Annotated in this window: 28 protein-coding genes and 1 pseudogene; 13 read left to right on the plus strand and 16 right to left on the minus strand. The window is 60.7% G+C overall.

The genetic code is table 11. The features are described from left to right. Positions 1-34: 34 nt before the first annotated feature. The 3 genes from YU3_RS0135250 to YU3_RS0135260 all read right to left on the minus strand — a co-directional run bounded on the left by YU3_RS0135250 (position 35) and on the right by YU3_RS0135260 (position 1,192). The gene (locus tag YU3_RS0135250; protein ID WP_006339568.1) at positions 35-247 is read right to left on the minus strand and encodes a cold-shock protein; all 213 of its coding nucleotides are present in this window, start codon (positions 245-247) and stop codon (positions 35-37) included. A 155-nt stretch (positions 248-402) separates the two neighbouring features. Continuing rightward, a complete protein-coding gene (locus YU3_RS38420; protein WP_245273750.1) occupies positions 403-912 on the minus strand; it encodes a plasmid maintenance toxin (PemK-like) in 510 nt (169 codons plus the stop codon). After that, positions 899-1,192 (minus strand): type II toxin-antitoxin system Phd/YefM family antitoxin, encoded by a 294-nt coding sequence (locus tag YU3_RS0135260; protein ID WP_027170529.1) that lies wholly within the window; start codon positions 1,190-1,192, stop codon positions 899-901. Before YU3_RS0135260 ends, YU3_RS38420 begins: the two co-directional genes overlap by 14 nt. Positions 1,193-1,493: 301 nt before the next feature. Between YU3_RS0135260 and YU3_RS0135265 the strand changes: the two genes are divergently transcribed. After that, a complete protein-coding gene (locus YU3_RS0135265) occupies positions 1,494-1,691 on the plus strand; it encodes a DUF6494 family protein (protein WP_027170530.1) in 198 nt (65 codons plus the stop codon). Positions 1,692-1,863: 172 nt separating this feature from the next. Here the strand turns inward: YU3_RS0135265 and YU3_RS42045 are convergent, their stop codons facing one another. The 4 genes from YU3_RS42045 to repA all read right to left on the minus strand — a co-directional run bounded on the left by YU3_RS42045 (position 1,864) and on the right by repA (position 5,748). Next, the gene (locus tag YU3_RS42045) at positions 1,864-2,112 is read right to left on the minus strand and encodes a hypothetical protein (protein WP_027170531.1); all 249 of its coding nucleotides are present in this window, start codon (positions 2,110-2,112) and stop codon (positions 1,864-1,866) included. A gap of 51 nt (positions 2,113-2,163) precedes the next feature. Continuing rightward, positions 2,164-3,369, minus strand: coding sequence for a plasmid replication protein RepC (gene repC, locus YU3_RS0135275; RefSeq protein WP_027170532.1), 1,206 nt, complete (start codon positions 3,367-3,369; stop codon positions 2,164-2,166). 163 nt (positions 3,370-3,532) lie between these two features. Further along, on the minus strand, positions 3,533-4,543 hold the full coding sequence (repB, locus tag YU3_RS0135280) for a plasmid partitioning protein RepB (protein ID WP_027170533.1): 1,011 nt from the start codon (positions 4,541-4,543) through the stop codon (positions 3,533-3,535). 2 nt (positions 4,544-4,545) lie between these two features. Next, on the minus strand, positions 4,546-5,748 hold the full coding sequence (repA, locus tag YU3_RS0135285) for a plasmid partitioning protein RepA (protein WP_027170534.1): 1,203 nt from the start codon (positions 5,746-5,748) through the stop codon (positions 4,546-4,548). Between the two features lie 1,919 nt (positions 5,749-7,667). Between repA and YU3_RS38430 the strand changes: the two genes are divergently transcribed. The 3 genes from YU3_RS38430 (at position 7,668) to YU3_RS0135315 (ending at position 8,760) form a co-directional block, all read left to right on the plus strand. Then, positions 7,668-7,910, plus strand: coding sequence for a transcriptional regulator (locus YU3_RS38430; protein ID WP_051334227.1), 243 nt, complete (start codon positions 7,668-7,670; stop codon positions 7,908-7,910). A gap of 209 nt (positions 7,911-8,119) precedes the next feature. Then, complete coding sequence (locus YU3_RS0135310) at positions 8,120-8,353, plus strand: AbrB/MazE/SpoVT family DNA-binding domain-containing protein (protein ID WP_027170537.1); 234 nt, start codon at positions 8,120-8,122, stop codon at positions 8,351-8,353. Continuing rightward, on the plus strand, positions 8,350-8,760 hold the full coding sequence (locus tag YU3_RS0135315; protein WP_027170538.1) for a type II toxin-antitoxin system VapC family toxin: 411 nt from the start codon (positions 8,350-8,352) through the stop codon (positions 8,758-8,760). The genes YU3_RS0135310 and YU3_RS0135315 overlap by 4 nt, the downstream gene beginning before the upstream one ends. Before the next feature lie 44 nt (positions 8,761-8,804). Here the strand turns inward: YU3_RS0135315 and YU3_RS40295 are convergent. Beyond that, a pseudogene (locus YU3_RS40295) lies at positions 8,805-9,443 on the minus strand (tyrosine-type recombinase/integrase); the annotation flags it as partial. Positions 9,444-9,556: 113 nt separating this feature from the next. On the opposite strand from YU3_RS40295, the gene YU3_RS0135325 reads away from it, so the two are divergent. Together YU3_RS0135325 and YU3_RS0135330 are read left to right on the plus strand one after the other, a co-directional pair. Beyond that, on the plus strand, positions 9,557-9,958 hold the full coding sequence (locus YU3_RS0135325) for an antitoxin Xre/MbcA/ParS toxin-binding domain-containing protein (protein ID WP_348631209.1): 402 nt from the start codon (positions 9,557-9,559) through the stop codon (positions 9,956-9,958). Further along, positions 9,955-10,473, plus strand: coding sequence for an RES family NAD+ phosphorylase (locus tag YU3_RS0135330; RefSeq protein WP_027170541.1), 519 nt, complete (start codon positions 9,955-9,957; stop codon positions 10,471-10,473). The genes YU3_RS0135325 and YU3_RS0135330 overlap by 4 nt, the downstream gene beginning before the upstream one ends. A 43-nt stretch (positions 10,474-10,516) precedes the next feature. On the opposite strand, the gene YU3_RS0135335 is transcribed toward YU3_RS0135330, so the two are convergent. Genes YU3_RS0135335 through YU3_RS0135345 form a run of 3 tightly spaced genes read right to left on the minus strand, consistent with a single transcriptional unit; the run spans position 10,517 to position 12,266 of the window. Further along, on the minus strand, positions 10,517-11,626 hold the full coding sequence (locus YU3_RS0135335; RefSeq protein ID WP_027170542.1) for a site-specific integrase: 1,110 nt from the start codon (positions 11,624-11,626) through the stop codon (positions 10,517-10,519). Further along, positions 11,623-12,009, minus strand: coding sequence for a type II toxin-antitoxin system VapC family toxin (locus tag YU3_RS0135340; RefSeq protein WP_027170543.1), 387 nt, complete (start codon positions 12,007-12,009; stop codon positions 11,623-11,625). The genes YU3_RS0135335 and YU3_RS0135340 overlap by 4 nt, the downstream gene beginning before the upstream one ends. Continuing rightward, the gene (locus YU3_RS0135345) at positions 12,009-12,266 is read right to left on the minus strand and encodes a type II toxin-antitoxin system VapB family antitoxin (protein WP_027170544.1); all 258 of its coding nucleotides are present in this window, start codon (positions 12,264-12,266) and stop codon (positions 12,009-12,011) included. The genes YU3_RS0135340 and YU3_RS0135345 overlap by 1 nt, the downstream gene beginning before the upstream one ends. A 168-nt stretch (positions 12,267-12,434) precedes the next feature. On the opposite strand from YU3_RS0135345, the gene YU3_RS0135350 reads away from it, so the two are divergent. From YU3_RS0135350 to YU3_RS38440, 3 genes are all read left to right on the plus strand, one after another. Next, positions 12,435-13,454 carry a DUF1403 family protein gene (locus YU3_RS0135350; protein ID WP_027170545.1) on the plus strand — a complete coding sequence of 340 codons (1,020 nt, stop codon included), beginning with the start codon at positions 12,435-12,437 and terminating at the stop codon, positions 13,452-13,454. A 5-nt stretch (positions 13,455-13,459) separates the two neighbouring features. Continuing rightward, positions 13,460-14,194 (plus strand): SMC-Scp complex subunit ScpB, encoded by a 735-nt coding sequence (locus YU3_RS0135355; protein WP_027170546.1) that lies wholly within the window; start codon positions 13,460-13,462, stop codon positions 14,192-14,194. 324 nt (positions 14,195-14,518) lie between these two features. Then, on the plus strand, positions 14,519-14,716 hold the full coding sequence (locus tag YU3_RS38440; RefSeq protein ID WP_036260453.1) for a hypothetical protein: 198 nt from the start codon (positions 14,519-14,521) through the stop codon (positions 14,714-14,716). A 534-nt stretch (positions 14,717-15,250) separates the two neighbouring features. On the opposite strand, the gene YU3_RS38445 is transcribed toward YU3_RS38440, so the two are convergent. Genes YU3_RS38445 through YU3_RS0135385 form a run of 3 tightly spaced genes read right to left on the minus strand, consistent with a single transcriptional unit; the run spans position 15,251 to position 16,911 of the window. Continuing rightward, on the minus strand, positions 15,251-16,426 hold the full coding sequence (locus tag YU3_RS38445; RefSeq protein WP_051334228.1) for a ThiF family adenylyltransferase: 1,176 nt from the start codon (positions 16,424-16,426) through the stop codon (positions 15,251-15,253). After that, positions 16,401-16,673 (minus strand): multiubiquitin domain-containing protein, encoded by a 273-nt coding sequence (locus YU3_RS0135380; protein WP_027170548.1) that lies wholly within the window; start codon positions 16,671-16,673, stop codon positions 16,401-16,403. Before YU3_RS0135380 ends, YU3_RS38445 begins: the two co-directional genes overlap by 26 nt. Positions 16,674-16,689: 16 nt before the next feature. Beyond that, a complete protein-coding gene (locus tag YU3_RS0135385) occupies positions 16,690-16,911 on the minus strand; it encodes a DUF2188 domain-containing protein (RefSeq protein ID WP_027170549.1) in 222 nt (73 codons plus the stop codon). A gap of 154 nt (positions 16,912-17,065) precedes the next feature. On the opposite strand from YU3_RS0135385, the gene YU3_RS0135390 reads away from it, so the two are divergent. The 4 genes from YU3_RS0135390 (at position 17,066) to YU3_RS0135405 (ending at position 20,807) form a co-directional block, all read left to right on the plus strand. Then, positions 17,066-17,392, plus strand: a complete 327-nt coding sequence (locus tag YU3_RS0135390) for a helix-turn-helix transcriptional regulator (protein ID WP_036260455.1) — start codon at positions 17,066-17,068, stop codon at positions 17,390-17,392. Beyond that, positions 17,389-18,297, plus strand: coding sequence for an ImmA/IrrE family metallo-endopeptidase (locus YU3_RS0135395; protein ID WP_027170551.1), 909 nt, complete (start codon positions 17,389-17,391; stop codon positions 18,295-18,297). Before YU3_RS0135390 ends, YU3_RS0135395 begins: the two co-directional genes overlap by 4 nt. A gap of 20 nt (positions 18,298-18,317) precedes the next feature. Continuing rightward, on the plus strand, positions 18,318-19,586 hold the full coding sequence (locus tag YU3_RS0135400) for a hypothetical protein (RefSeq protein WP_156913717.1): 1,269 nt from the start codon (positions 18,318-18,320) through the stop codon (positions 19,584-19,586). 213 nt (positions 19,587-19,799) lie between these two features. Next, complete coding sequence (locus tag YU3_RS0135405) at positions 19,800-20,807, plus strand: IS110 family transposase (protein ID WP_027170553.1); 1,008 nt, start codon at positions 19,800-19,802, stop codon at positions 20,805-20,807. A gap of 280 nt (positions 20,808-21,087) precedes the next feature. Here YU3_RS0135405 and YU3_RS0135410 read toward each other — a convergent pair whose 3' ends face one another. Together YU3_RS0135410 and YU3_RS0135415 are read right to left on the minus strand one after the other, a co-directional pair. Further along, entirely contained in the window at positions 21,088-21,780 is a 693-nt protein-coding gene (locus tag YU3_RS0135410) for a hypothetical protein (protein ID WP_027170554.1), read from the minus strand. 22 nt (positions 21,781-21,802) lie between these two features. After that, on the minus strand, positions 21,803-22,315 hold the full coding sequence (locus tag YU3_RS0135415) for a hypothetical protein (RefSeq protein WP_027170555.1): 513 nt from the start codon (positions 22,313-22,315) through the stop codon (positions 21,803-21,805). Positions 22,316-22,320 lie beyond the last annotated feature (5 nt).

Consider the following 22,320-nt stretch of genomic DNA (forward strand, 5'->3'; position numbering starts at 1 on the left):
GTTCATTCGATCTTGCCGGGACGCAGGCGAAAACTCAGCCAGCTTTGCTGAGGCTGCCGGCAGAGGACTTGCCGGTGCGGCGGTCCTGTTCGATCTCATAGTTGATCTTCTGGCCGTCATTCAGCGTCGAGAGGCCCGCGCGTTCAACAGCGGAAATGTGGACGAAAACATCCTGCCCGCCATTGTCGGGCTGGATAAATCCAAATCCCTTGGTGCTGTTGAACCACTTCACGGTTCCGGTCGCCATATCTGTACATTCCTCTGTGACAACTGCGACGTGGACTTGGCCGCTAAGCCAGTCCGGCTCATTTCGAGACTGGGAGTTAAACGCAGCAGAAGCGAAGATTGCAAGACCCCATTCGATCGGCCGGTGGTGTGGGTCGCAGATGACGAGTATGCTCTCTACCGCCTACCGCGGCGCCCCAACTGTCGGCGCAAGTCCAAGGCTTCTTCACCGATCGAGCGCTGATCGGCGCCGATCAGCGCGGAGCGTGGCGTGCTCCTGTGCGCATGGCTTGTCGCAATGGCGACAAACCGGCGCTTGACCGCGGCAAACAGCGCTGGCGGCAACGGCCCGTAATAGCCGCTCTCCGTGTCCAGCGGCCGGATATCGGGGCCCGGCCAGGCGAACCGGTTGCTTTCCGTCAAAATGATCCACGACCGCTCGCCGTCGAGCCGCAAGCGCAACTTGACCGCAGCCGGGATTTCGATGGCATTGGCGGGATCAGAGGGCGGTGTGTGCGTGATCGGCAGGACTCGGACAACCGGCGAGCCGTCCTCCTGCATGGCGACCAGCGCTAACACTAGGCCGGGCCGGTCCTTGTCGCCTTCCTCGCGGCCTTCGCGATGTTGCCAATGCCAGAGATATGAATAACGAAAAACGTGGCCGACCTTGATTTCAGCCGGCAGCATTTTTTGCCGTCAGACCTTTTGCCGGAAGAAGTTCGTCGTTGAGATGGTCAAGACCCGGCTCCATTTCGGCGGCTTCGACCGCGGCGATTTCGTCAGCACCGAGCTCTGTCGTCAGCTCGACCCGTCGGTCCCGCTTGGAGAGCCGGACGAAATCCTCGTAAGCCAGCAGCACGGTGCGCGGCCGGCCGTTCTTGGTGATGATGACCGGGTCGCGAACCGCGGCATCCTGGTAGGCGCCGAAGTTTTTCGAGACGGCGGCGGCGGTGACGGTAGTGGTCATGGGCAGAGCTCCTTTCTTCCGGAATATACGGGATTTCCGGGCTTTCCACAAGTATCGACAGGCCCGCGAAAAAACTACTGCCCGCACAAAGACGGCCCTTGTGCACTATTACGACACCGATTCACGGTAGCGCCTTGGCAGTAAGTGCCCACTCTTCCATCTTCCAAAGGCCGATCAAGTCCAAGGACCCGACGCCTCCTTCGGCTCGGGATCTGTTTCTATGGGACCGAGCGTCACCGTCCTGCTTCCTTGATCCCCTGCCTTCCCTTACAATCTCTTCCGGACACAGAGGAGTTCCGCCATGAGCGAAGACGCCTTCAACATGTCGATCCGCAAGTTCCTAAAGGAAGTCGGCGTCACCTCCCAGCGCAAGATCGAGGAGACGGTGCGCGAAGGGCAAATCGATGGCGAGAAGAAGAAGTTGAACGTCCGCATCACGCTGACGGCGGAAGGCACCGGCCTCAACCACGTGGTGGACGGCGAGATCGAACTTCCATAAGCCAGGCGAAACGTCCGACGCGACCGAAAGCGTCGAAACGGATTAGCAGTTGGAATGGGGTTTTGGTCGGATCCACGCAGTACCGCTCACCACGCTCTTGGCTATCGGCCCGACTGGTGCAGTTCGAATACAAGCGAAAACGAGGCCCTCGGCCTGTTCCGGACTGCGCCGCTCATTCGACATCGACATTGGCCAGCGGCCACGCCGGGCCTTCTCCGGTCGCCTCCTCCTGCCGGCCAAGCTCCCGCAGCACCTGGCTCGCTGACACGTGCGGGTTCAGCTCGATCTTTTCGAGCCGGAGATCCGGAACGCATGGCGCGACAAGGTGTTTGCGGCAATGGCGCTTTGTCCGCAGCATCGATTTTGGCTGAGGACCATGTATCCGCAGCTTTACGGTCAGTACATTGAGCAGATCGCCCATGATCGTCTCGAATGGCTTGCCTGGCGGGTGGCCAGCGATGTGCTCGCAACTTCATCCGGTCATCCTCACGGTGGCGCCGTTGGCTTTAAGCGCCGCCATCAGCATAGGCCCGACGGAGAACTGCCCTGCCCTCGCCTTTTCGGTCAGCACCCGCAGATAACCGCCGGCCGAGTTGATATGCTGCGCCCTTTGCAGGATGCAGGCAATCACGATCGCGGCGACCTCCTGGCCCATCACATGGCAAGCCTCCTCATAGGCCGAGGGCGACACGCCAAGGTAGCCTCGCACCTGGGCCGCGGTGATCATCAAGTCGCGCCAGTTTGCGATCCCGTCGGCCGCATAGTCGGCAATCTCGGGGCAGGCCTTCAGCACAAGTCCGATCGGATAGCCTTTCGGCTTCTCGTCGGCTGCCCGGCTTGGCTCGGCCTTCGCCCCGCTTTTCTCTAAAGCAGGTTCAAATTCAAAAGTAGAGTCGGTGTTTGAATCAGATTGCTGCCGCTCAGTTTGGGACTCATTGCCGCTTGGATTCGTGAAATTCATATGAATTTCCAGCAGCTTGTTCACTTCGTCATGTAATGCGGCCAGATCGGCTACGACCTGTTCGAGCTCGACAATTCCAGCTCGGCGCGGAATTGCCTCCACAACGATCCGGAAACGCTTCCACACACCTCCCCAGTCGCCCGGGACGCATTCGTCGAAGGCTGCCTCGATCAGCTTATGGATGTCACGGCGGTGCAAGGTGATCCGCTCGCGCATAAGCCTGAGCGCCCTGTTGTCGGCGCGAACACGTTCGGCGGCCGCCTCGAACTCGTAAGCACGGGCCAGCAGCGGCGCCAGGGAAAAGCCAAAGGCTTCCTCAACCTCCCCTCCTCTGCCCTTGCGGGCGTAACGTTTGCCGTTCGGGCTATCCCGACGGATGATCAGCCCGCCATCAACAAGAGCCGCCAGGTGCCGCCTGAGGGTGGCATCGGGCATTCCGTGCGCCCTGAGCGACAGCTGTGCGTTTGATGGAAAGACGATGAGGTCGTTTTCCTCACTCAACTCACTGTCAGGATAGAAAGATAGCAACGCATTCAGGACGGCCAGAGCACGATCGCCGATGCCGACGATGCTCTTGCCCTCGCAGAGGTTGCGGTAGATCTGCCACTTGTCGACGACCCTGCCCTTGGGGATCTCGCGTGACTCGTTTTGCGCTGCCAGCATGGCAAGCGACATCGGGCGCCGCCCAAAAGGCGTCGTTGCAATATCCGTCTCCATTTTCCTTTACCTTCGATTAGGCAAAAGAAATCTGCTCGCCAAAACGACGCCATGACTCTTGACAGTGATTCGTGAAGATGCGATTCTCAGTCAGCTACTACGGAGAAGGGCTTCCACGACGAAAGTCGCTTGGGGGCCTTTTTCTTTTGCGGGTTAGTGCTCCTTAGTCTGTTATCTTTTGGCTGAACTCGTCATAGAGCGCTTGCAAGCGATCCCGAACGAAGTTGGCGAATTTCGGTTCGATGCGCTTATCGAAGGCGAAGGTGGTCTTAGATTTGCTATCGCTGATAGTCACCAGGCGAGAACCGTTGGGTGCGGTCCATAGCGTTCGGTCTGGCTTTTTTGCCGGAATCTTGACTATGTCGTAAACCGACTGGAAGCGCTCATCGCTGGAGAGCGCGGCGAGTTCGGGATCCTGGATCGCCTTCAGAGCCTTGGCGCGCCTGGCCCGCTCATCGAGCAGATCTGCGAGCTCGGCCCATCTTTGGCGACCGAACGATTCGGCGGTGCCGATCGCCTCGATGATCTCCGCCGGCAGGCGCGCCACCAGCGCAATCATCTTTGACAGCGCTGCCTTGTCGACCCCCAGCGAGGCCATGATGGTGTCCCGCGAGAAACCCCTGGCTTCCAACTTTGCCGCGAAATAGCACCGTTCGATGTAGGAAAGATCGCTGCGACTGTTGTTTTCCTGCCCTTGGCTGACGACGAGCTGCTCGTCGGTCAATTCCTTGACGACCGCGCGCACCATCCGGCCGAGTTGCCGGACCGCGGCCAATCGACGATGACCGTACGCGACCTGGTAGCGTGCGCCGTCGTCTGGATGCGGCCGCACCAGGATGGGCACCTGCTGTCCGTGCTCGCGTATCTGATCGACGAGCGCCGTTCGTCTTTCGTCGGTGATGCCCAGGCGATCGACCACGATAGACTGATCGATAAGGCTTGGGTCGAGTTCGACAACCGCCTGCCCTTCCGACAATTTGCGCTCGATTTCGTCGGCACGCTGGGCACGCGAGTTTATGTTCTCCAGCGATTGCGAGATGGCGCCCACCGGCCCGCGCGGCTTCAATGGCCGATCAAGGCCCATGAGGGGGCGTACGAGCGAGGTCCTGGAGGCGTCAGGCGGGGCCTGCTCGCCGGCGGCCTCGGAAAGTTCGAAAAGGTTCTTGCGGGCCATGACTATTTCCGCCCCCAGGTTTTGCGGATCAGCTCCTCGATTTCGCCGTTGACAAGCGTCAGGCTCTCAAGCGCCCGGTCGTAAGTCCCGCGCGTGAATTGTCCGCGTTCCACCTCATAAAGCGTCTGCTTGGTCAGTCCCGCATCGGAGATTGCGGTCGACTTGAGCATTGAATTTTCTAAAACCCGGTTGCCGAAGATCGAGCGCATGAAGCCGGCCATCTGGCTCTGCGGGCCGTCGTTCGGCTCGAACCGGGTGACGAGATAGCGCATCCAGTCATAGTCTGTGTTGCCGCCGGCGTTCTCGACGACGGTTAGCAGGTCTGAGGTCATGAGCAGGAACTGGGACATCGACATCACATCGAGCATTTGCGGATGCACGGTGATGATGACAGCCGTGGCCGCGCACAAGGCAGACAGCGTCAGGAAGCCCAGTTGCGGCGGGCAATCGATGACCACGACATCGTATGCGTCCTCGATTTCGGCCAGACATTCGCCGAGCCTGGCAAAGAACATGGTGCCCGGCTGGCGGTTGGCCAGCACCTTCGGCGTCTCGTGTTCAAATTCCATGAGCTCGAGGTTGCCGGGGATCAGATGCAGGTTGGGCGTATAGGTCGAGCGAACGATATCCAGGATGCTTCTGCATTCCGAATCGTAGCGGATCGCGCCGTAAATGGTCTCGTTGGCCCCGACGTCCAGTTCGGGCTGATGGCCAAACATGGCCGACAGGCTGGCCTGAGGATCAAGATCGATGGCAAGAACCCTATAACCGCGCAAGGACAGGAATTGGGCAAGGTGAGCCGCGGTGGTGGTCTTGGCGCTGCCTCCCTTGAAATTCATCACCGAGAGAATCTGGAGTTTCTCCCCTCCCCTTCGGTGACGTATGTATTTTCCCGGCGCCTTTGAGTTTGCCTCGTCGAGCACCTGGCGAAGCCGGTCGATGTCCTCCACGGAATACATCCGTCTCCCGTTCGCCTGCGGCTGCGGCCCGTGGCCTTCGGAGACGATCTGGCGCAGGTAGCCTTCATGGATGCCAATGAAATCGGCAGCCTCGCCGGGCGTGAACAAGCGCATGCCCTTTTGTGCGGTCGGCGGGAAGGTCCTCGCCTGGTGCGCCTGCAGCTGCCTCGATAGTTCGGTGGCGTCCGCGGCGATTAGTTCGCGAAGGCTTTCACCCGCCGGCCTGTCATGGCTGACCTTGTCCAACACGACCGTCTCCTGATCTGCGCATTTTAGCGAATGAGAAACGTAAATGCGCTGATTAAGATGAACTGATTCTGGACAGCCGACAAACGCTTTTTGGTTAACGAAAGGTTAATGCGGCTGATCGGTGAACGAGTCTGCGGAACTTGGAAAGTCCAAAGAATCAACTCGCGACTATACTGTGTCGGCAAGACATCTGCGCGAGCTTTCTCACGCATCCGTCGGGCAACCCTCGCGCCGGCGCGTAGCCGCGCACTGCAGCGGGCGACGACCGCGCGAAAGTTGGGCGCGGTGCGTCTGTTCGGTTGTACATGTGCAACCTGTGGAGTCAGAGCTGGAACCCCATTGGCGTGAGCGACAATTTTTTCTGCTCGCGGCCTGGGGCTGTTAAGGTTGCCGACAATTCGCACGCCGCGGCAGGGTCGGCTCGTCGCCTGGGCGGCACTAATCCACGGGGGGGCGCGGGGCGGGAACTCGCGCGACGGCGTTCGATGGGTTTGACCCAAAGCACGATGTTACTTTGAGCATTGTGTGGTGCCATCACACCCGGGGGACTGGCCCGCGAGAAGCCCTGCCCTACTCAAAGCGAGAGTTGTATGTGTGCAACATCTGGATGGTGCCAACTCCAGCACCTCGACTTGCGCGGCCGTGACAGCTGCGCCCGCCGATTAGCCGCGGGGGACGTTGTCGGCGCCGGTGAACCGCGGAAGGCTGCAAGGGCAGCTCGGCCGTTGAGCAGAATGGAATGCGGCTTACTGTTCTTGACGCAATGCGACAGCTGCACTGCTGTCGGCAGTTGTCCGTGTACAACTCAATAGGCGCTCTTACCTGCGAGTCGCCGGCGAGCTGCCCATCGTAGTCGCCCCGCGGTAATTCCGGCCCGGTTCCCGATCAGTGCGCCTTGCCGCGATCGCTTTTGGCGATTACCGGCAGTTCCGCAGGGCGTCTGCTTAGACCGCCACCGATGTCGCGGCGGAATTGCTATAAGCGGCTCGGCACCCTGGTCGGGACGGACGGCGGATCTCGCGCGAGATTGAGCCCGAGCAGCTGCTTTGCCAAATCGAAGCCCCTGGAGCCAATTGCGCACCAGTCCTGATGACAGCTTACACCAAGCGATCGACCTCAAGGCCGCGCTTGAGCAGTTGTCCATGTGCAACTCCATCAAGCACAAGATCAGCCAGCTGGATCGGTAAGAAAGCCGCGGTATCACTCGGGCAGCAACAATTCCTGGATCTCCCAGCTGGCTGCGTGCGAGACAAGCTCGAGGGCTTTGAGGTCGACCTGGGAAATGGACTTTGTGTCAAGCTGTCCTCCAACCGCGCCTGAGGCTTCGCGGCAGTTGTACACGTGCAACTCGCTCTCGGCGCTTGCTGGATGTCTCTCGGGCCCATGCATTGGCGTCTATAGCGACCCGGCAACGGGCCATTTGCCAGATCGTGCACCGGCCACGCTTCCGGGGCGCATCCGCTGAGCCGCCGTCGGACAAGTTTCTGGCAAACCCCTCGCAAGCGCCGCACAGTTGCACGTGGACAACTCCGTAAGGCCCGACAGTTTGCGCAGCCGCAACGTCCTGACAAGCCTCGGCGACTATTCCATGTCGCCGCGTGCCGTCCAGCAGCCCCAGAGTCCCGCGATCCAGCGGGCCGTAACGCGAGTGAAGCCTGCACAGTTCCTGGAGCGAAGCCATGCAGCCGTTAACCTTAACAAGGCGTAAACAGACGCGGGCTCGGCGGGCACATGGCGAGCCGAAAGACCTGCCCGACAACCAAGTCCATCCGTTGTCAGCCGGCATTCTCCTGCAGCGAGACGAATTCGTTATGTCTCGCAGCAGCATGATTCCCCACTATGCCCGATGCAGCCAAGGCGGTCGCGGCATTCGCCAAGGCCGATCAGGCAGCTAACTGGAGCAGGACATAGGCGAAATGACGAAGTTCGGCGCCGATCTGATCCAGGCGATGTCGGAAGCTTTGGCTCATGCGCAAGGCAAGGACGTTGCCTGCATCCAGGTGCACGGTGCGGTTGGCATCGTGGACGCAAAAGCCGTACGCAAGAAGCTCGATCTGACGCAGGATGAGTTGGCAAACGTGCTCGGGACCAGCCCATCCGGCTACAAAGAAACGGGAGCAGGGAAAAGGTGCGGCCGTGCTGCGAGCCCTGCCGTCTGAGAAGCACGGCAGGGGAGGCGCCTTTCCTACAACCCCGGACGCCCCCGGTGACGCTGAACGATCGTGACGACGCTGACATGTGCGCGTTGGCGCCACATCCGACCGGATGGCGACGCCCCACGCATGGGTCGATCAACTCGACCTACGGGGTTGAAAATTGACCTTCCGTGTAATACCTGTTTGGAATTCAGTATTACCAAGGAGCGAGCATGACCACCACCGTCACAGCCAAGGGACAGGTGACCATTCCGAAGCCGGTTCGCGATCTTCTCGGCATTGTTCCTGGGAGCAAGGTTGATTTCCGTCGCGCCGCCGATGGCAGCGTGGTGCTTGCGCGCGCCGACAAGAAGCAGCCCGCAAGCCGCTTTGCCAAATTGCGCGGCCATGCCGGAAAGGGGCTAGATACGGACGCAATCATGGCGCTGACGCGCGGTGAATCGTGACGCTTGTCGACACCAACGTCCTCCTCGATCTTGTCACCGACGATCCCAAGTGGGCGGACTGGTCACTTTCTCAGCTTGAAGCAGCGAGCCTTGATGGGCCCCTGCTGATTAATGACGCGGTTTACGCTGAGCTTGCTGTTCGGTATGAACGCATCGAGCACCTGGAGGCATTTGTCGACGGGGCGGGGCTTGAAATGACTTCCATGCCGCGTGCCGCCTTGTTTCTGGCGGGCAAGGTTTTTACACAATATCGGCGGGCCGGTGGATCGAGGACCGGTGTGCTGCCCGACTTCTTCATTGGTGCCCATGCAGCTGTCGCCCAGCTGCCGCTGCTGACGCGCGACGTGAGGCGGTATCGGACGTACTTTCCGTCACTGAAACTGGTTGCGCCTAAGCCTAATATGTGAGCCGCAACGCAGGGGAGGGGCCTTCTGCCAGCGCCTGAAGCACAAGAGGCTTTTGTGAGGTTGACACCGAAACGGTCGCGGCGGGGCTGGTACTTGCTCGTCATCTCTGCGCTGGTATGGCCGAGTTGCTTCTGCACACAGCGCTCATCGACTCGGCCGAGGAGGCGAGGCCAGCGCGAAGCGAATGGCCGGCAAAGAGCTTTGCTCGTTCGCCTTCTGACAGATCGCCGCGCAAGCCGGCCGCCCGCGCGGTCCGCTTGACCAGACGCGCGACCTCCTGGTCATTGAGCCGCTCGGCGCCGACCGCCTTGCCCTGGCTGGTGACGCGCCGGAACAGCGGTCCGTGTGCGATACGGGCGAGCTTGAGCCAGGTCTGCACCGCGACAACCGGGCAGGTGGCATCGGACGAGCCGCGCCCGACTTCGACCTCCCGCCAGCCGGTCTTGCCCCCGCAACGTAACCGGCATGGCCATGTCTGGAATTCAATCCAGCCGCGACCGTCGTCAGTTTGATCACACGCAACACCAGGCCGAGATCCCGATGCCTGGGGCGCCGATTTGTGGATCTGGCGGCAGCGGATCAAACGACTGAGGCCGGCAGCAGGCGCAAAAATCCTTCCAGTCGGCGGCATAGGCGCGACGGGTGTTTGCTGAACTTGCTGCCTCGACATCGTCGCGCGCACGGTGGGTTCAATCCGCGCGTGCTAGGCAGCACCTCGAATTGGTTCGGTGCCGAGCTTGAAAGCTGCCCATAGATGCCATATCTTTTGCACAAGAAACATGACTCTCAATATGGTATGATGAATTCTGTGGCTCATGCACTGAAGATCCCCGAGCAGAATGGACCTCTCATCTTGTCCTATATGGACCGGAACGGGAAGATTGCGATCGAGCAGGTCGCGGCCGGGTTTGGCATGTCCAAGGGCCAGTTGGCCCAGACCGCCGGTCTCGCGCGAGAGACCCTTTATCGGTCGGAGCGCAGCGCTACGGTTAAGACACAGGGGCGTCTGCGGGAAATGCTCGAGATCATCAGTCGCGTGACGGATTGGGCGGGCGGCAAGGAGCAGGCGATGGCTTGGTATCGAGCTCAGCCGCTTCCAGCATTTGGCGGACGCACTGCTGAAGCGCTGGTGAAGGATGGCAAGGCAGCTGCGGTCCGTGATTATCTCGATCACATGGCCGTTGGTGGTTTCGCTTGAGGTTCGTTGGAACCTGCTATCGCGCACACGATCCACGTTGGGCATTCAAGCCGACTTCCGGCGAAGGGGCGGCGATCAGAGGGGCGCGATTTAATCCCAAAGGCGTGCCGGCGCTCTATTTGGCGCTGACCATCATGACAGCGGTCAAGGAAGCCAACCAGGGGTTCGCGCACCGGATCGATCCGTGCGTGCTGTGTTCCTATGAGATCGACTGCGAAGACATCTCGGATCTGACAACGGAAGAGGGGAGGGCAGAGTTTTCTGTGACGCTCGAGGAGATGGCCTGCGCCTGGGCGACGGCGCTCAGCGACGGAGAGCGCCCAGCGTCCTGGTCCATCTACGACCGGCTGCGGCCTCGAAATATTGCCGGTATTGTGGTCCCAAGTTTCGCGCCGAGCGCTGAGACGGAGGATCGCAACCTGGTCCTTTGGGACTGGGGTCCGGATCTGCCGCACAAGGTAGCTGTATTCGACCCGAGCGGCCGGCTGCCGAAGGACCAGCTATCCTGGCGATAACGCACTCTCGGCATCCGAAGGACAGGGGAGGGGCGTGCCCGGCCTATAGTCCGCTCGCCTTGGTGAGATTGACACGGAAGCGATCGCGTCTGCGCTGATAGCGGCGAGTCATTTCAGCCGAGGTATGGCCGAGCTGCTTTTGCACATAGCGCTCATCGACTTCGGCCGAGGAGGCGAGGCCGGCGCGCAGCGAATGGCCGGCAAAGAGCTTTGCTCGTTCGCCTTCTGACAGGTCGCCACGTACGCCGGCCGCCAGCGCAGTGCGCTTGACCAGGCGGGCGACCTCCTGGTCGTTGAGCCGATCAGCGCCGACTGCCTTGCCCTGGCCGGTGACGCGCCTAAAGAGTGGACCGTGTGCGATACGGGCGAGCTTGAGCCAGGTCTGCACCGCGACAACCGGGCAGGTGGCATCGGACGAGCCGCGCCCGACTTCGACCTCCCGCCAGCCAGTCTTGCCGCGAAGGGAAACGAGCATGCCCTTGTCGAGGATCTCGATCCAGCCGCGGCCGTCCTCGGTCTGATCGCGGCCGACATCCAAAGCCACGATCTCGGAGCGGCGCAGGCCGCCGGCAAAGCCGAGGAGCAGCATGGCGCGGTCGCGCAAGCCGCGCAGCGTGCCGCGGTCCAGCGTTTCCAACATGGCAATGATATCCTCGAGCAGCACCGCTTCCTTTTGGCGGAGCGGGGCAGCGTGCTTGTTGCGGATGCCAGCCATGACGGTAGCGATATGACGGTCCTTCCTGTCGAGCGGTTGACCGCGCTGCGCATAGTTCCAGGCCAGCGAGGAAAGCCGGCGCTCGATGGTCGACACGGCATTTGCGTTTTTGTTCCCGGTCACGGCGCCGGAAGCGCAGGCGGCTATGTAGAGGCCGACCACCTGCGGATCGGGCGCGAGCATTTCAAGCCCTTGCCTGCGGCACCAACTCGAAAAATGCCTCCAATCGGAAGCGTAGGCGCGCCGGGTGTTGGCTGAACTCGCGGCCTCGACGTAGTCGCGCGCGCGGCCGGCAAGATTTTCAAGATGGGCCGGCAGGGGAGAAGGGGAGGGGACTTCCGTCAAGGAGTGCCCCATCTCCATGACGACGTCGACAATGTCGGGCAAGTCGTCGCCGCCGGGAGCCGGTGATCCGGGACCGTCGTCAACCATCCTCATGCCGCCTCGATGTCCGTCTGCGAAAAATCCTTCCCGATGAACAGCAGCGCCTCGTCCGCACGCTTTCCCAAGGCGTAGGAAAGGCAATCGGCAAAGTTCAGCGCCGCCGGATGGCGGCCCTTGCCCCAGCTCAGCCAGGCCTGAGTCGCCAGATCGACCAATTCGGGGTCGACAGAAATGATGTCGGCTTCGATCTTGCGGAGCCAAAGATCGATCTCAGCCAATGTGTGTTCGCCGCGCCTGCTGACCAGCACCATGCGCGCCTCGAGCACGCAGGTTGCCGGCACCAGGCGGACTGGATCGGCGACCAGCGCTCTTTCAAGCCGTGAAGCTTCGGGCTCACTGCGGAGGATGGCCACGATGGCCGAGGTATCGATCACCATCAGTTCGGAATTCCGTGCTCGTCGTAGCCGATGATCTCCTCGTCACTGCGATGATCCAGTTCCGGCAATCGCGCCACCCTTCCCCGGATGGCGTGCAATTCCGCGAGCAATCGTTCCTGAGCGGTGTCGCCGAAGCCTAAGCGATGCAAGCGCTCGGAGAGCGCTTGATGAATGGCGGCGGTCTTGCTGATGCCTTGGCGGCGCGCGAGCTCGTCGGCGAGCGCGACGGTGGCCGGATTCTTGATGTTCAGGGACACGGGAGGCTCCAGAAATCTACCTTTATGGCGATTTCTACCCAGATTCCCGGTCGTTGTCAAATACGAACGATAATGCAACATTATCGTTCGTTGTTGTTCGCCGACAGGCGCGGCGGTTATGTCCAGAAGTGATTGCCAAAAGCGCCGCCATGATTCATCGTGCTTTCAATGATTCTGCGTCCCAAACCCTCTCCGCGCCACTACGCCACGCTTGCCGGTGCCCCTTCGACCGCGCCGATGGCAACGGTGCCGGCCTGGCTGCGCAAGGCGATCCCCGATGCGCAAAGCCTCGCTGTGCAAGGCATTGAGGACATCGCGATCACGGCCGGGGCGGCGATCGGCATACTCGATGCAGTGATCCGCCGGCAGGAGCGATGGTCTGGCGCCTGGCGGCAGCGCCAGGCGCTTTTGGCTGGCGCTATGACGGCCAAGCGAGCGGGGCGCGTGGAGGATGAGGCGGCATTGCGCGATGCGGCGCTGCTTACACGGCCGGGCGATGACGTCGGCCCTGCCGGCCGGATGCTGTTGGCCTGGCGCCGGCTGGCAACCCGGCCTGTCGAGGATCTTCTGACAGAAAAGGGCCTTGCCGCGGTGCTGGAGGAGTTTGGCCACCGACGGGATGACGAATTGGCCGGCGATCTTGCCGACGAGCTTCGGCAGCTTTCCGATACAGCCGGGTTGGCCGGCGTGGTCAGCGGCGCATTCAGCGCGGCCGTACGGCATGGCTTGGGACGCAGCTTCGGATGCTGGCTCGCCGACGCGCTATTGGCGCAGCGGCTGGGCTGGGTTGAAGCGATTCCGTTGCTGGGCGCAGAGATGGCCTCAGGATCAAGTCTCGGCCGCTCTCGCCGCTCGACCTCTGCCAGAATGGCGGCGAGCCTCGACGAGGAAGCCGACAGCGCTTCGCTCCTGCTTGCCGCTCAGGCGCACGCCGTGTTGCGCGCCATCGATCGTTCGGCCGAGCTTGAGCGGCGCGCCGAGCGGCTGCTTGCGGCGGCGCCAAAGCTCAGGGCCAAGGCGGCGGACGCCGTCGTCGAAAGGCTGTTGTGCGACGACGCGATCGTGGCCTCAGAAAGGATCGCTGGAATGAGCGACAGGGGTCTACGAAGGCTGTTCGACCGGCTGGTCGAGCTCGGCGCCGTTCGCGAACTGTCCGGCCGCTCGACCTTCCGCATCTACGGGCTGTGAAAATCATGACGGAGACTGGGCACACACTGAGGGGCAAGAGGCGACCAGCCGACGGTCGTTCACATGACCATTTGTTCGACCGTGAGCTCGATCATCTGCCGCCGGAAGCACGCTGGCGCGAATGGATGAACCGAGTCGAGGCCACCATCTTCGCGGCGAGCGAGCCTGTTGGTCGCGAGATGCTCGCCAGGATCGTCGGCAAGACCTGCAGCATTGATCTCCTCATCGACGATGTTCGCGAGGAGCTGCGCGGGCGCCCCTACGACCTCGTCTCCGTCGCCGGCGGGTGGAAGCATCTGACACGTCCCGCCTATGCCGACGCTATTCACGCGGCCGTCGGCGGAAGTGAGAAGGCTGTCGGCCTGGCGCCGTCGGAGGTGCTGCTGCTGATGTGCATCGCCTACTTCCAGCCGATCACCCGCGCTGAACTGTCGGCGATCTTTGGCAAGGAGATCAGCCGCGACCTGATCGGCCACTTGCGCGGCGAGAAGCTGATCGCCTCCGGCCCGCGCAGTCCGACGCCGGGCGCTCCCTACACCTACGTTACGACCAAAGAATTCCTGTTGCAATTCGGGCTCGACACGCTGTGCGAACTGCCGGACTTCGAAGCGCTCGAGGACGCCGGATTGCTGTCGAAGGATAAGCTGCTGGCGGGGGATATTCCAGTCGGGTTTGCCAGCGAAGAGGTTGACGGCGAAGAGGAAGATCCAAGCGCTAGTAGCGAGGAGTTTGGTACCTGAGAGAGGGGATGCTTGATGGGATCTGGGCGGTTCTGTTGCAAACGGTCGGCTTCGTCCCAATGAAGAAGGCATTTTTGCCATGGCTAACCCTGGCTGCGTGAATCTTTACGTTGCAAAACGGACGGGGATTGGGCCGGCTTGTGGCGCACCACATGCCGCGCGGCTTATTGGGAGCGCACACCGGGCGACGGCCCTGCCGGTGCGATGCTTGAATAGTCGCCATGTTCATGGCCCGCCTACGGATCGCGGCGTTGTGCCAATGCTCAGGTTTTGCTACCATTAGTGGTGGTAGCCGATTCCTTCGGGACAAGATGGAGCTTTACAATGCGTGAACCTGAATTGGACGGTCGCCATCGTGACCAGGACGGACGGATTAGCGAGAAGCACGGGAATACCAAGGTCGAAACCCTTCGCAAGACCTACGGCGAGGACTTCGCCCCCGGCATCCGTGGTGACGCCAAGCTTTCGACCCTGCTGAAGCGCGAAAACGTGAGCTCACTGAGCCAGCTGCTCAAGAAGTGACAGCAAGGTTTCGATGGCTGTGAGCCCAGATGGGTCGGGGCCGGGCTCGGTCAGCCTCAAGCTGACTTCATCTATACGATGAGCGTCTCGCAGCTGAGTGTGATACTACGGTAACCTGTGCCCATCCTTGACGCTGTGGAAACGGCTAGCAGAGGCCAATCCATCCGAGAACCGTCTTCCATACCCGAATCCACCACCTCGGCCTGCGATGGTGGGCTTCGCGGCGACGGTGGTCGTGTTGCAAGGCGGTCACGGCCTGGGTAGCGCTCATGGAAGGCGCCCAATGGATCTTTCCGTCGGTGATGATGTAGTGAGACCGGCAGGGCAGCTGTCCGTTACCGATTGACGGCCAGACGGTAGGCTTTCCATTGCGCTCGCTGACAGTCCACCCGGCTGGCCCGAGGGAAATCGGGACCTTGCTGCTGCAACCGCAGGCGCACAGGTGCACGGCGATCTTGTACTCGTCAGAGACGTACAAAACACCGGCCTCCGGCTCCGCGGGAACGTAGCGGACCTTCTCGAGGCGGAGTTCCGTCACTCGACGGGCTCCGCAAACAGGTGTGGCACGACGGTGTTCATCAGCAAATGATAGGCGGGCACCCCGTGCGCGTAAAACCCGCAGTGCTGCTTGTAGCGCAACATGGCGATGCTGGCGTTGAGCGCGTTGAGTTCGGCGATCTGGATGTTGAGCCGATACTCGTCGCCCGGCGGGTCGGTGAGGGGCACCAGCCCCTTGCCGCGGACTTCGGCGGCGTTTTCAGGCAGGAACGTGGTCGTGCGGACCATGCCGGCGAGCGCGCCGTTTTGGCGGACCAGTCCCATTCCGACATCGATGAAGGGAATGCCCAGACGCATGAGGAGGTCGAAGATTTCCGCCCGTGCGGTGCCCTTGTCGACGCAGACGAACGCGAAGGTTACGCCTGCGAAGTCCGCCTCGCAGTCGCCGTCGATGGCCTTGGCCTCGAAATGCAGCCCCTTGCGGAAGTTCTCGTAGCGCTGCCAGTAGACTTCGGCCTTCGGCTTGTCGAGCTCATCCTGCAGCAGCCGCCCTGGCGAGCGGAACGCATTGTGAACGTGAAAAGGCTTTGGATCGAAGCCCCTGATTTCAAGCACATTGGTCTTCACGAGGAAGTCCAGCACATAAGCGCCGGTGCCGCCCAGTCCGATGACGGCGACCACTTCATTGGCGAACTTGGCGGCAAGGTCCCCGATCAGCGCGCGGCTGGTCAGGGTGTCGCGGAAAAGGAAAACACTTTCGGGGCCGGCATCCTCGTCGACGTTGAACGTGAAGGGGTTGGCGTCAGGGTATTTGTGAATGGCGGGCCCCGAGAGGATCGACAGGTAGTGCTCGATCTTGACGAAGAAGTCGGGCAGCCCGCCCGGTGGCTTGTTGGAAAACGACCGCTGCACCACAACGTCGTTCTTGGCCAGCGTCACGGTGGCCGCACCGCCGCCGAGCATAGGTATCGGTTTGCCGTCCAGGCCATACGGCACGCCGCCGGCAAAGAAGACCTGATGGTCCTCGGGCCGAACCCGCGTGCCGTCAACGTCCTTCATGACGCTGACAATCGCGCCCCAGCATAGATTTCCCTCGGCGTCGAGGTACGGGATGTCCCTGACGACAAGGTAATCGCTGTCGAGCCGGAGCGCGTAGCCCCGGTCGATCAGCTTTTGGATGTCGGCATTATGACTCGCTAGTTGGAATAACATGGAACTCCATCTCGTCCTTCGCCTTGACCGAGCCGCCGGGCGCCAAGGTGCCTTCCTTGGGCTTTTCGCCGCGGGTGTAGGTCACAGAGTAGACCGTCTGCGGATGCTGCGGGTAGGTCGGGTCGAAATACGTCACTACTTCCGCGTAGGTCAGGTCGTGGTTCTTCGGTACCTGGTGCGCGGTGCCGTTCACCACGACGGTGATGGTCTTGTCGTGATCGTCCTTCTTGTCGGCGGTGTCAGTCATTGCGTGCTTCCTTTTGTTAGCCCTTGGGAGGGTAGGGGTCGTTGCCGTACGAGTTGGAGTCGCGGATCTGGCCATTGGGGCGGTGGATCACGACTTCGCTGTGTTGATTGATCGCGATGTCCCGGGCCGAAGAGATGGCGTCGGCTTGGGAGGGGTGAAGGGAAGTTGCCCGGCTGTTGCCGGCGCCGAGCACCGCCCATTGTCCATCACGAGGTACCACATGCTGATTTTTGCCCATGAAAGTCTCCGTTAAAGCCTGTTTGCTACAATCTCGTACAACTATATCTTACGGCAAGGCTTGCGTCAATGCCCACGGTATGATGTTGTAATGCCTTATCAGACGGCGCGCCGCGCAAGCGTTCGCGCCGCTATGACTCGTGGAGAAGGACCGAATGGTAGAATTGGCCGTCAAACTGAAGCAGCTGCGCGTGAGGAACGCAAAATCCTTGCAGGAGGTCGCTGATGCGGTGGGGGCTTCCAAGGCGCATATCTGGGACCTCGAGCGCGGCGCGAGCAAGAACCCGTCGCTGGTACTGCTGAAAGGACTTGCCGACTATTACAAGATTGGCGTGGCTGAATTGGTGGGTGAAGATCCGACGGCTCCAGAGGAAGAGCCTGAACTAATCGCCCTTTATCGCAACCTCAGCGAACTGAAACCTGAGGACCGCGAGACCATAGCGCTCATTGCCGAGCGGCTGAAAGCGAGCCGAAAATCATGAACATCACGCGGATGGATCTTGCCGACGCGGGTAGCCCCGAGCGCCTCGTTCTCGAGATCCTGAAGCTCGAGCCGCAGCTGCCGATTCCGGTGCCGATCGAGGAATTGTGCCTGAGACTGGACATCCACGAAATCGTGCCGCTCACGACGCAAGGCTATGAAGGCGGGCTCATCACCACGCCCGACAAGTTCAACGGATCGATTCTTTTCAACGAGGCGAGCCCACCGGAGCGGCGGCGCTTCACCATCGCCCACGAGCTTGGGCATTTTCTCATCCCGTCGCACGTACCCTCGGCGGAAGGCCGCTTCCTGTGTAAGTTGCAGGATATGCGCGAGCTGAAGGGCGGGGAGTCGGACCGGCGCCTGAAAATGGAGGTCGAGGCCAATCGCTTTGCATCGCAGCTCCTGATGCCGCCCTCGAAGTTCCGGATGGATGTCGCGGTCGGCAAAGACCCTGACATCCGCCAAGTGTCGTCGATCGCCAAGAAGTACGACGTGAGCAAGGAGGCGGCCGGCCGCGCGTACGTCAGATTTCGCGAGGAACCTGTCGCCATCGTGGTGACACAGAATGGCAAGGTGTTGCGCGACTATCGCGACACGCTCAAGTTTCCCCGACTTGCGATCCCGACCGGAGCCATGGTTCCTGCACACTCGCTGCTGCATCGCCGGAAGCATGAGATGGGCGTGCCCAGTGAAATCGACGAGACTGACGCCGGCGTTTGGCTCCCTGTCGAAAGGGGTCGCCAACCCGCGCCGCTCTATGAGCAGGTCCTTCTGCAACGGCAAGGTTACGCGCTCATCATGTTGTCGCGGGACGCAGTCGCCGCCGATGAGGATGATGTTGACGAGGAAGCCGAAATGACGTCGGCAGAACGGCTCAAACGCCGCCTGTTTTCTGACCGGTGAGGACGGGGCAGGGGGCTGGTTTGAGCGCAGAGCATTCGGTCGTTTCTTTCTTTGAGGGTAAGGCGCATGGCCCCATTGAGCTCGCCGACACGGTTGTTGCTATCCATCTTGAAGGCAAACCTTGTGAGTTCAGGGATGTTTCGCTGCGGCTGGATGACCACCTTGACCTCCAGCTGAGATGGACAGGACCTCTCAGGCCGGGGGTTGTTAGGATTGATCAGGATCTCAAGGTCACCTTCGAGGGTGGGACGACGGCCGAGTTCCTGATGCTTTCCCACAAATATCACTTTGTAGGGCACGAAGAATTCTCGGCGACGTCGCGATTCTCGCCTTTGGATCTCGCCGGGAAATCCAAGGGATTGGCGGAAGCCGTCATTTCGTGCGGTCCGGCAATCCATCCAAAGAAGGTCGGGATCACACTGGAGTTCGGCAATCTGGCGGTGACCGTACAGCCATTCGATCACTTCCTGGCCTTGGGCGGCGGGGGTGTCCGGCTTCCGCTGATACCCACGATTTCACATCGGGCGCTGCTTCGATCCTTGGATGGCAAACCCCTGAAGGCCGCCAAGCTGTATGAATTTCTCGGCCAAATATGCTCCTTCCTTGGATTCATAAAAGGGACGAAGGTTGGATACGGTGAGGTCCGCAATGCTGCTCACAACGGGTTCCGATCTTTGGGATTCACCCGGGCCGACAGGCTGGAGGCGCCGCGAAACTGGTTTCATTGGGCGTTGTCCGACGGCTTGCCGGCGCTGTTTGCCAGCTACATGACGGTCCTTCAGACCCCGGAGGCCAAGCGCGGCGTCGGGCGGGCGTTGGCCTATTATAGGATAGCGAACCTCTCCCGCTACGATTCGGTGGAGACGGCGGTCATCATGTCGGCAGCCGGCCTGGAAACCCTCGCAGCCTATGTTCTGGGGACACGGGGCGGGTGGAGCGTCTCGATGTTGCGCAATGTCAGTCTTGCCGAACAAATCAGAGCCTGTACCCGCCTGCTCAAAATCGAAGGGGATCCGGCCGATCAATCCGACCTGCTTCGCAAATGTTTGAAAGCTAAGAAGGGGCAGCCGGCTCGCGACGGATTCTCGTTGCTGACCGAATTCCGCAACGGCGTCACACATTCGTCGCCCTTCAATTACGACATGGACATTTTCCACGCTTGGGACGCCTCACAATGGCTTCTTGAAATGCAGCTTCTGGCGCTGTTCAACTACCGCGGAAAATACCAGGATCGACGTTTGGAGATGCGATCTCACGCTGGCAATCTCGCGACCTTTCCAGTCGCATAGGCAAAGGGGCCAGGTGCTGGTGAACACCGATGGGCGTGACGGCAGGACTTGAACCTGCGACCTCCTCGCCCCTAGATAGCGGTGTCACGCACCACCCAGGTCGAAAGCGAGGCACTCTATATATGAGTCATCGTGTAATTTGTGGCTGCTTCCCTCGGGCCTCGGGTGAGGCGCACACTTCTGGTTGTCGAATCCTGAAGGAAGGAAACAGCCATGAAGCATTATGCCGGACTGGACCTGTCGATGGAAAGCACGCAGGTCTGCATTATTGATGAAAATGGACGCAAGCTGAGTTCCGAGAAGGCTGAGAGCACGCCGGATGCGATCGCCGACGCATTGCGCCGACACGGCTCGATCGAGCGGGCGGTGATCGAAACCGGACGTATGTCACCTGCGATCTGCCTTGGCCTGCGGGAGTTGGGCGTCAACGTGGTGTGTATCGATGCCCGCCAGGCGCACCAGAGCCTCAAGGCGATGAAGGCGAACAAAACCGATCCCCATGATGCTGCAGGGCTCGCGCAACTGGCAAGAACGGGCTTCTACAAGGAGGTTCATGTCAAATCGCCGGGCGCGCACGGTGTACGCAGCATGATCACCGCTCGCGGTCATCTGGTGGAGACCCGTGTCCGGCTCGACAACATGATCCGTGGGTTGTGCGCCACCTTCGGCTATAGGCCGGGCGTCGGGCAGGGAAAGGCCTTCATCGAACGCATCATGGAAGCATCCCACATCCCTGGTCTTGGCGAAGCGATCACTTCGTTGCTGACGGTGCGCGTGCATCTGGTCGAGCAGATCAAGGAACTGGATCTCAAGCTGCGTATGTTCGCCACTCAGTCGCAGGCCTGCCAGATCCTCATGAGTATACCTGGTGTTGGCATCCAGACTTCAGCCGCCTTCTCCGCGGCCATCGACGAGGCCGGCCGGTTCCAACAATCGCGAAACGCGGGTGCCTACTTTGGCCTGGTGCCCAGGCGTCATCAGTCCGGCGAACTCGACTGGACCGGCCGGATCACCAAGCAAGGTGACAGCATGGTCCGCAAGCTTCTCTATGAAGCAGCCAACTCAATCCTGACCCGGAGCCGGGAGAGCTTCGCGCTCAAGACTTGGGCGCTGAAAATCTCGAAGCGCCGCGGTCTGAAGAAAGCCCGAGTGGCACTCGCGCGGCGTCTCGCTGTCATCATGCATGCCATGCTGCGCGACGGCACTTTGTTCGAGGCTTGAGATGAGGTAGAAACAGTTTGCCAGCGGTGAAGCGCCAGCGCTGATCCGAGGGCGGTGTCCCGCGAGGGAACGCAGGGACGGACGATATGCGAAGGTAGTCAGATGGGCCTGACAGCCCGCTTCGAGTCAATGCAACGTCCGTCCTTGTGAGACCCGATACAGCACGACCAGCTCCGGCTCGGCCAGTGCGGACAGATCCTTGAAACCCTCAAGGGATACACCGCCAAGCTCTGCAAATTACAGATCTCAGCCTAGTCTCGGTTAGCTGCTGGAGGACGGACTATGCGGCCCGAATATCGGAGCAAGCCGCTCCACAGACTCTGCACCTCAGCTTCAATTTGAAATCATCGAGAGACAGTCCCTTGTCGGCGTAGGCGAGGAGTCGATCGCTCGATATGATTGCTTGCTTAGCATCCCATCGGCAGGCCCACGTGGGGCAAAGCACCCTCATGTTGACGCCGCTTTCGGCCCAGGAGCGCAGAGTGTGCATTGCCTGGTCCAAGCCGTCCAGAATTGCGGTCAGCCGAACCGCTTCACCTTTGGCCCAAACGTCTGCGTCTCCCTCCTGTCGGCCGATGGAGGCACTGTGAATTTTGAACCTCGTTTCCTGCGGCGTTCCGCTCCGTCCGCGTTTGTAAGCTGTGGTCGTGTCCCGGCTTGCCATCGCCACGTAGTCGTACTCGGCCTCACGGGTGTCATTGAAGGTGACCCTGATCGAAGGATCGTCCGATGCATGATAGTGATCCTTCACCCCGTAACGGATTTCGTAGAAATCCTCGAACGGGAACCCGTCGTAGTCCGTTGTCTTTCGCAATGTCATCGCGTGGGTGCGGAGCAAGTAATCCTTGGACTTGTTCCAGCGAAGCGCAATGCTGGCAAAGGTGGTCAGTGAGAGACCTTCGATCGGCGGCTGGTTTCCTTCGAGGCCGTTGTGATGGATAACGTGATCCTTATAGACAGTAAGTCCTCTCATTCCCCACGCTCGCTCTTTAAGGTCAGTCCACCTTGCGGCAGGTGCCGATGTTGATCGACGGCGTAGCATCCGTCGCATCCTGGCCGTTGATGAAGCCAGCGTCTCTGATCGTCATATAGCGGAGCTCGTCCATATTCATGCGCAGCTGGTAGAGAATGAGGTCACAACCGAGGAAGCCATCCACTGCGCCGATGTAATTATCCTCGTCAAGGCACGAGATCGGAATGCCGGCGGGCATGCCAAGGACGTCCACTTTGTAGGACATCGCGTCCTCGTCCTCGCCCATTCCGTTCTTTTGCGTTTTCACACCTTGGGCCTTTAGCGTCAGCACCAGGGATTCACTACCGTCGAGCTGGAATCCTGTCCCGATCCACTTCTTCGATTTGATGCTCCAAGCGATCCCTCCGGCGGCGATGGGATGGCAAACGTATCTTCCCTCGAACTTGTTTGTGTTGACGTACATCCGGCTGGCGCTTTGTGCCTCCGACGTGATGGTTGCCGCGAAGATCGCGACCAGAAGTGCAGTCTCTTTCATTCACC

The sequence above is a fragment of the Mesorhizobium sp. WSM3224 genome (assembly GCF_000427725.1).
Taxonomy (GTDB): Bacteria; Pseudomonadota; Alphaproteobacteria; order Rhizobiales; family Rhizobiaceae; genus Mesorhizobium.

Bases quoted from the DNA above. Each gene is read 5' to 3' on its own strand.
- YU3_RS0135310 (WP_027170537.1), top strand. From the start codon at position 8,120: ATGACCACCACCGTCACAGCCAAGGGACAGGTGACCATTCCGAAGCCG.
- YU3_RS38445 (WP_051334228.1), bottom strand. From the start codon at position 16,426: ATGTTATTCCAACTAGCGAGTCATAATGCCGACATCCAAAAGCTGATC.
- YU3_RS0135335 (WP_027170542.1), bottom strand. From the start codon at position 11,626: ATGAGGATGGTTGACGACGGTCCCGGATCACCGGCTCCCGGCGGCGAC.
- YU3_RS0135250 (WP_006339568.1), bottom strand. From the start codon at position 247: ATGGCGACCGGAACCGTGAAGTGGTTCAACAGCACCAAGGGATTTGGA.
- repC (WP_027170532.1), bottom strand. From the start codon at position 3,369: ATGGAGACGGATATTGCAACGACGCCTTTTGGGCGGCGCCCGATGTCG.
- YU3_RS0135395 (WP_027170551.1), top strand. From the start codon at position 17,389: ATGAACATCACGCGGATGGATCTTGCCGACGCGGGTAGCCCCGAGCGC.
- YU3_RS0135355 (WP_027170546.1), top strand. From the start codon at position 13,460: ATGACGGAGACTGGGCACACACTGAGGGGCAAGAGGCGACCAGCCGAC.
- YU3_RS0135390 (WP_036260455.1), top strand. From the start codon at position 17,066: ATGGTAGAATTGGCCGTCAAACTGAAGCAGCTGCGCGTGAGGAACGCA.
- YU3_RS0135340 (WP_027170543.1), bottom strand. From the start codon at position 12,009: ATGGTGATCGATACCTCGGCCATCGTGGCCATCCTCCGCAGTGAGCCC.
- YU3_RS0135385 (WP_027170549.1), bottom strand. From the start codon at position 16,911: ATGGGCAAAAATCAGCATGTGGTACCTCGTGATGGACAATGGGCGGTG.
- YU3_RS42045 (WP_027170531.1), bottom strand. From the start codon at position 2,112: ATGGGCGATCTGCTCAATGTACTGACCGTAAAGCTGCGGATACATGGT.
- YU3_RS0135350 (WP_027170545.1), top strand. From the start codon at position 12,435: ATGATTCTGCGTCCCAAACCCTCTCCGCGCCACTACGCCACGCTTGCC.
- YU3_RS38420 (WP_245273750.1), bottom strand. From the start codon at position 912: ATGCTGCCGGCTGAAATCAAGGTCGGCCACGTTTTTCGTTATTCATAT.
- YU3_RS0135380 (WP_027170548.1), bottom strand. From the start codon at position 16,673: ATGACTGACACCGCCGACAAGAAGGACGATCACGACAAGACCATCACC.
- repB (WP_027170533.1), bottom strand. From the start codon at position 4,543: ATGGCCCGCAAGAACCTTTTCGAACTTTCCGAGGCCGCCGGCGAGCAG.
- YU3_RS38430 (WP_051334227.1), top strand. From the start codon at position 7,668: ATGACGAAGTTCGGCGCCGATCTGATCCAGGCGATGTCGGAAGCTTTG.
- YU3_RS0135325 (WP_348631209.1), top strand. From the start codon at position 9,557: ATGATGAATTCTGTGGCTCATGCACTGAAGATCCCCGAGCAGAATGGA.
- YU3_RS0135265 (WP_027170530.1), top strand. From the start codon at position 1,494: ATGAGCGAAGACGCCTTCAACATGTCGATCCGCAAGTTCCTAAAGGAA.
- YU3_RS0135415 (WP_027170555.1), bottom strand. From the start codon at position 22,315: ATGAAAGAGACTGCACTTCTGGTCGCGATCTTCGCGGCAACCATCACG.
- YU3_RS0135405 (WP_027170553.1), top strand. From the start codon at position 19,800: ATGAAGCATTATGCCGGACTGGACCTGTCGATGGAAAGCACGCAGGTC.
- YU3_RS38440 (WP_036260453.1), top strand. From the start codon at position 14,519: ATGCGTGAACCTGAATTGGACGGTCGCCATCGTGACCAGGACGGACGG.
- YU3_RS0135410 (WP_027170554.1), bottom strand. From the start codon at position 21,780: ATGAGAGGACTTACTGTCTATAAGGATCACGTTATCCATCACAACGGC.
- YU3_RS0135260 (WP_027170529.1), bottom strand. From the start codon at position 1,192: ATGACCACTACCGTCACCGCCGCCGCCGTCTCGAAAAACTTCGGCGCC.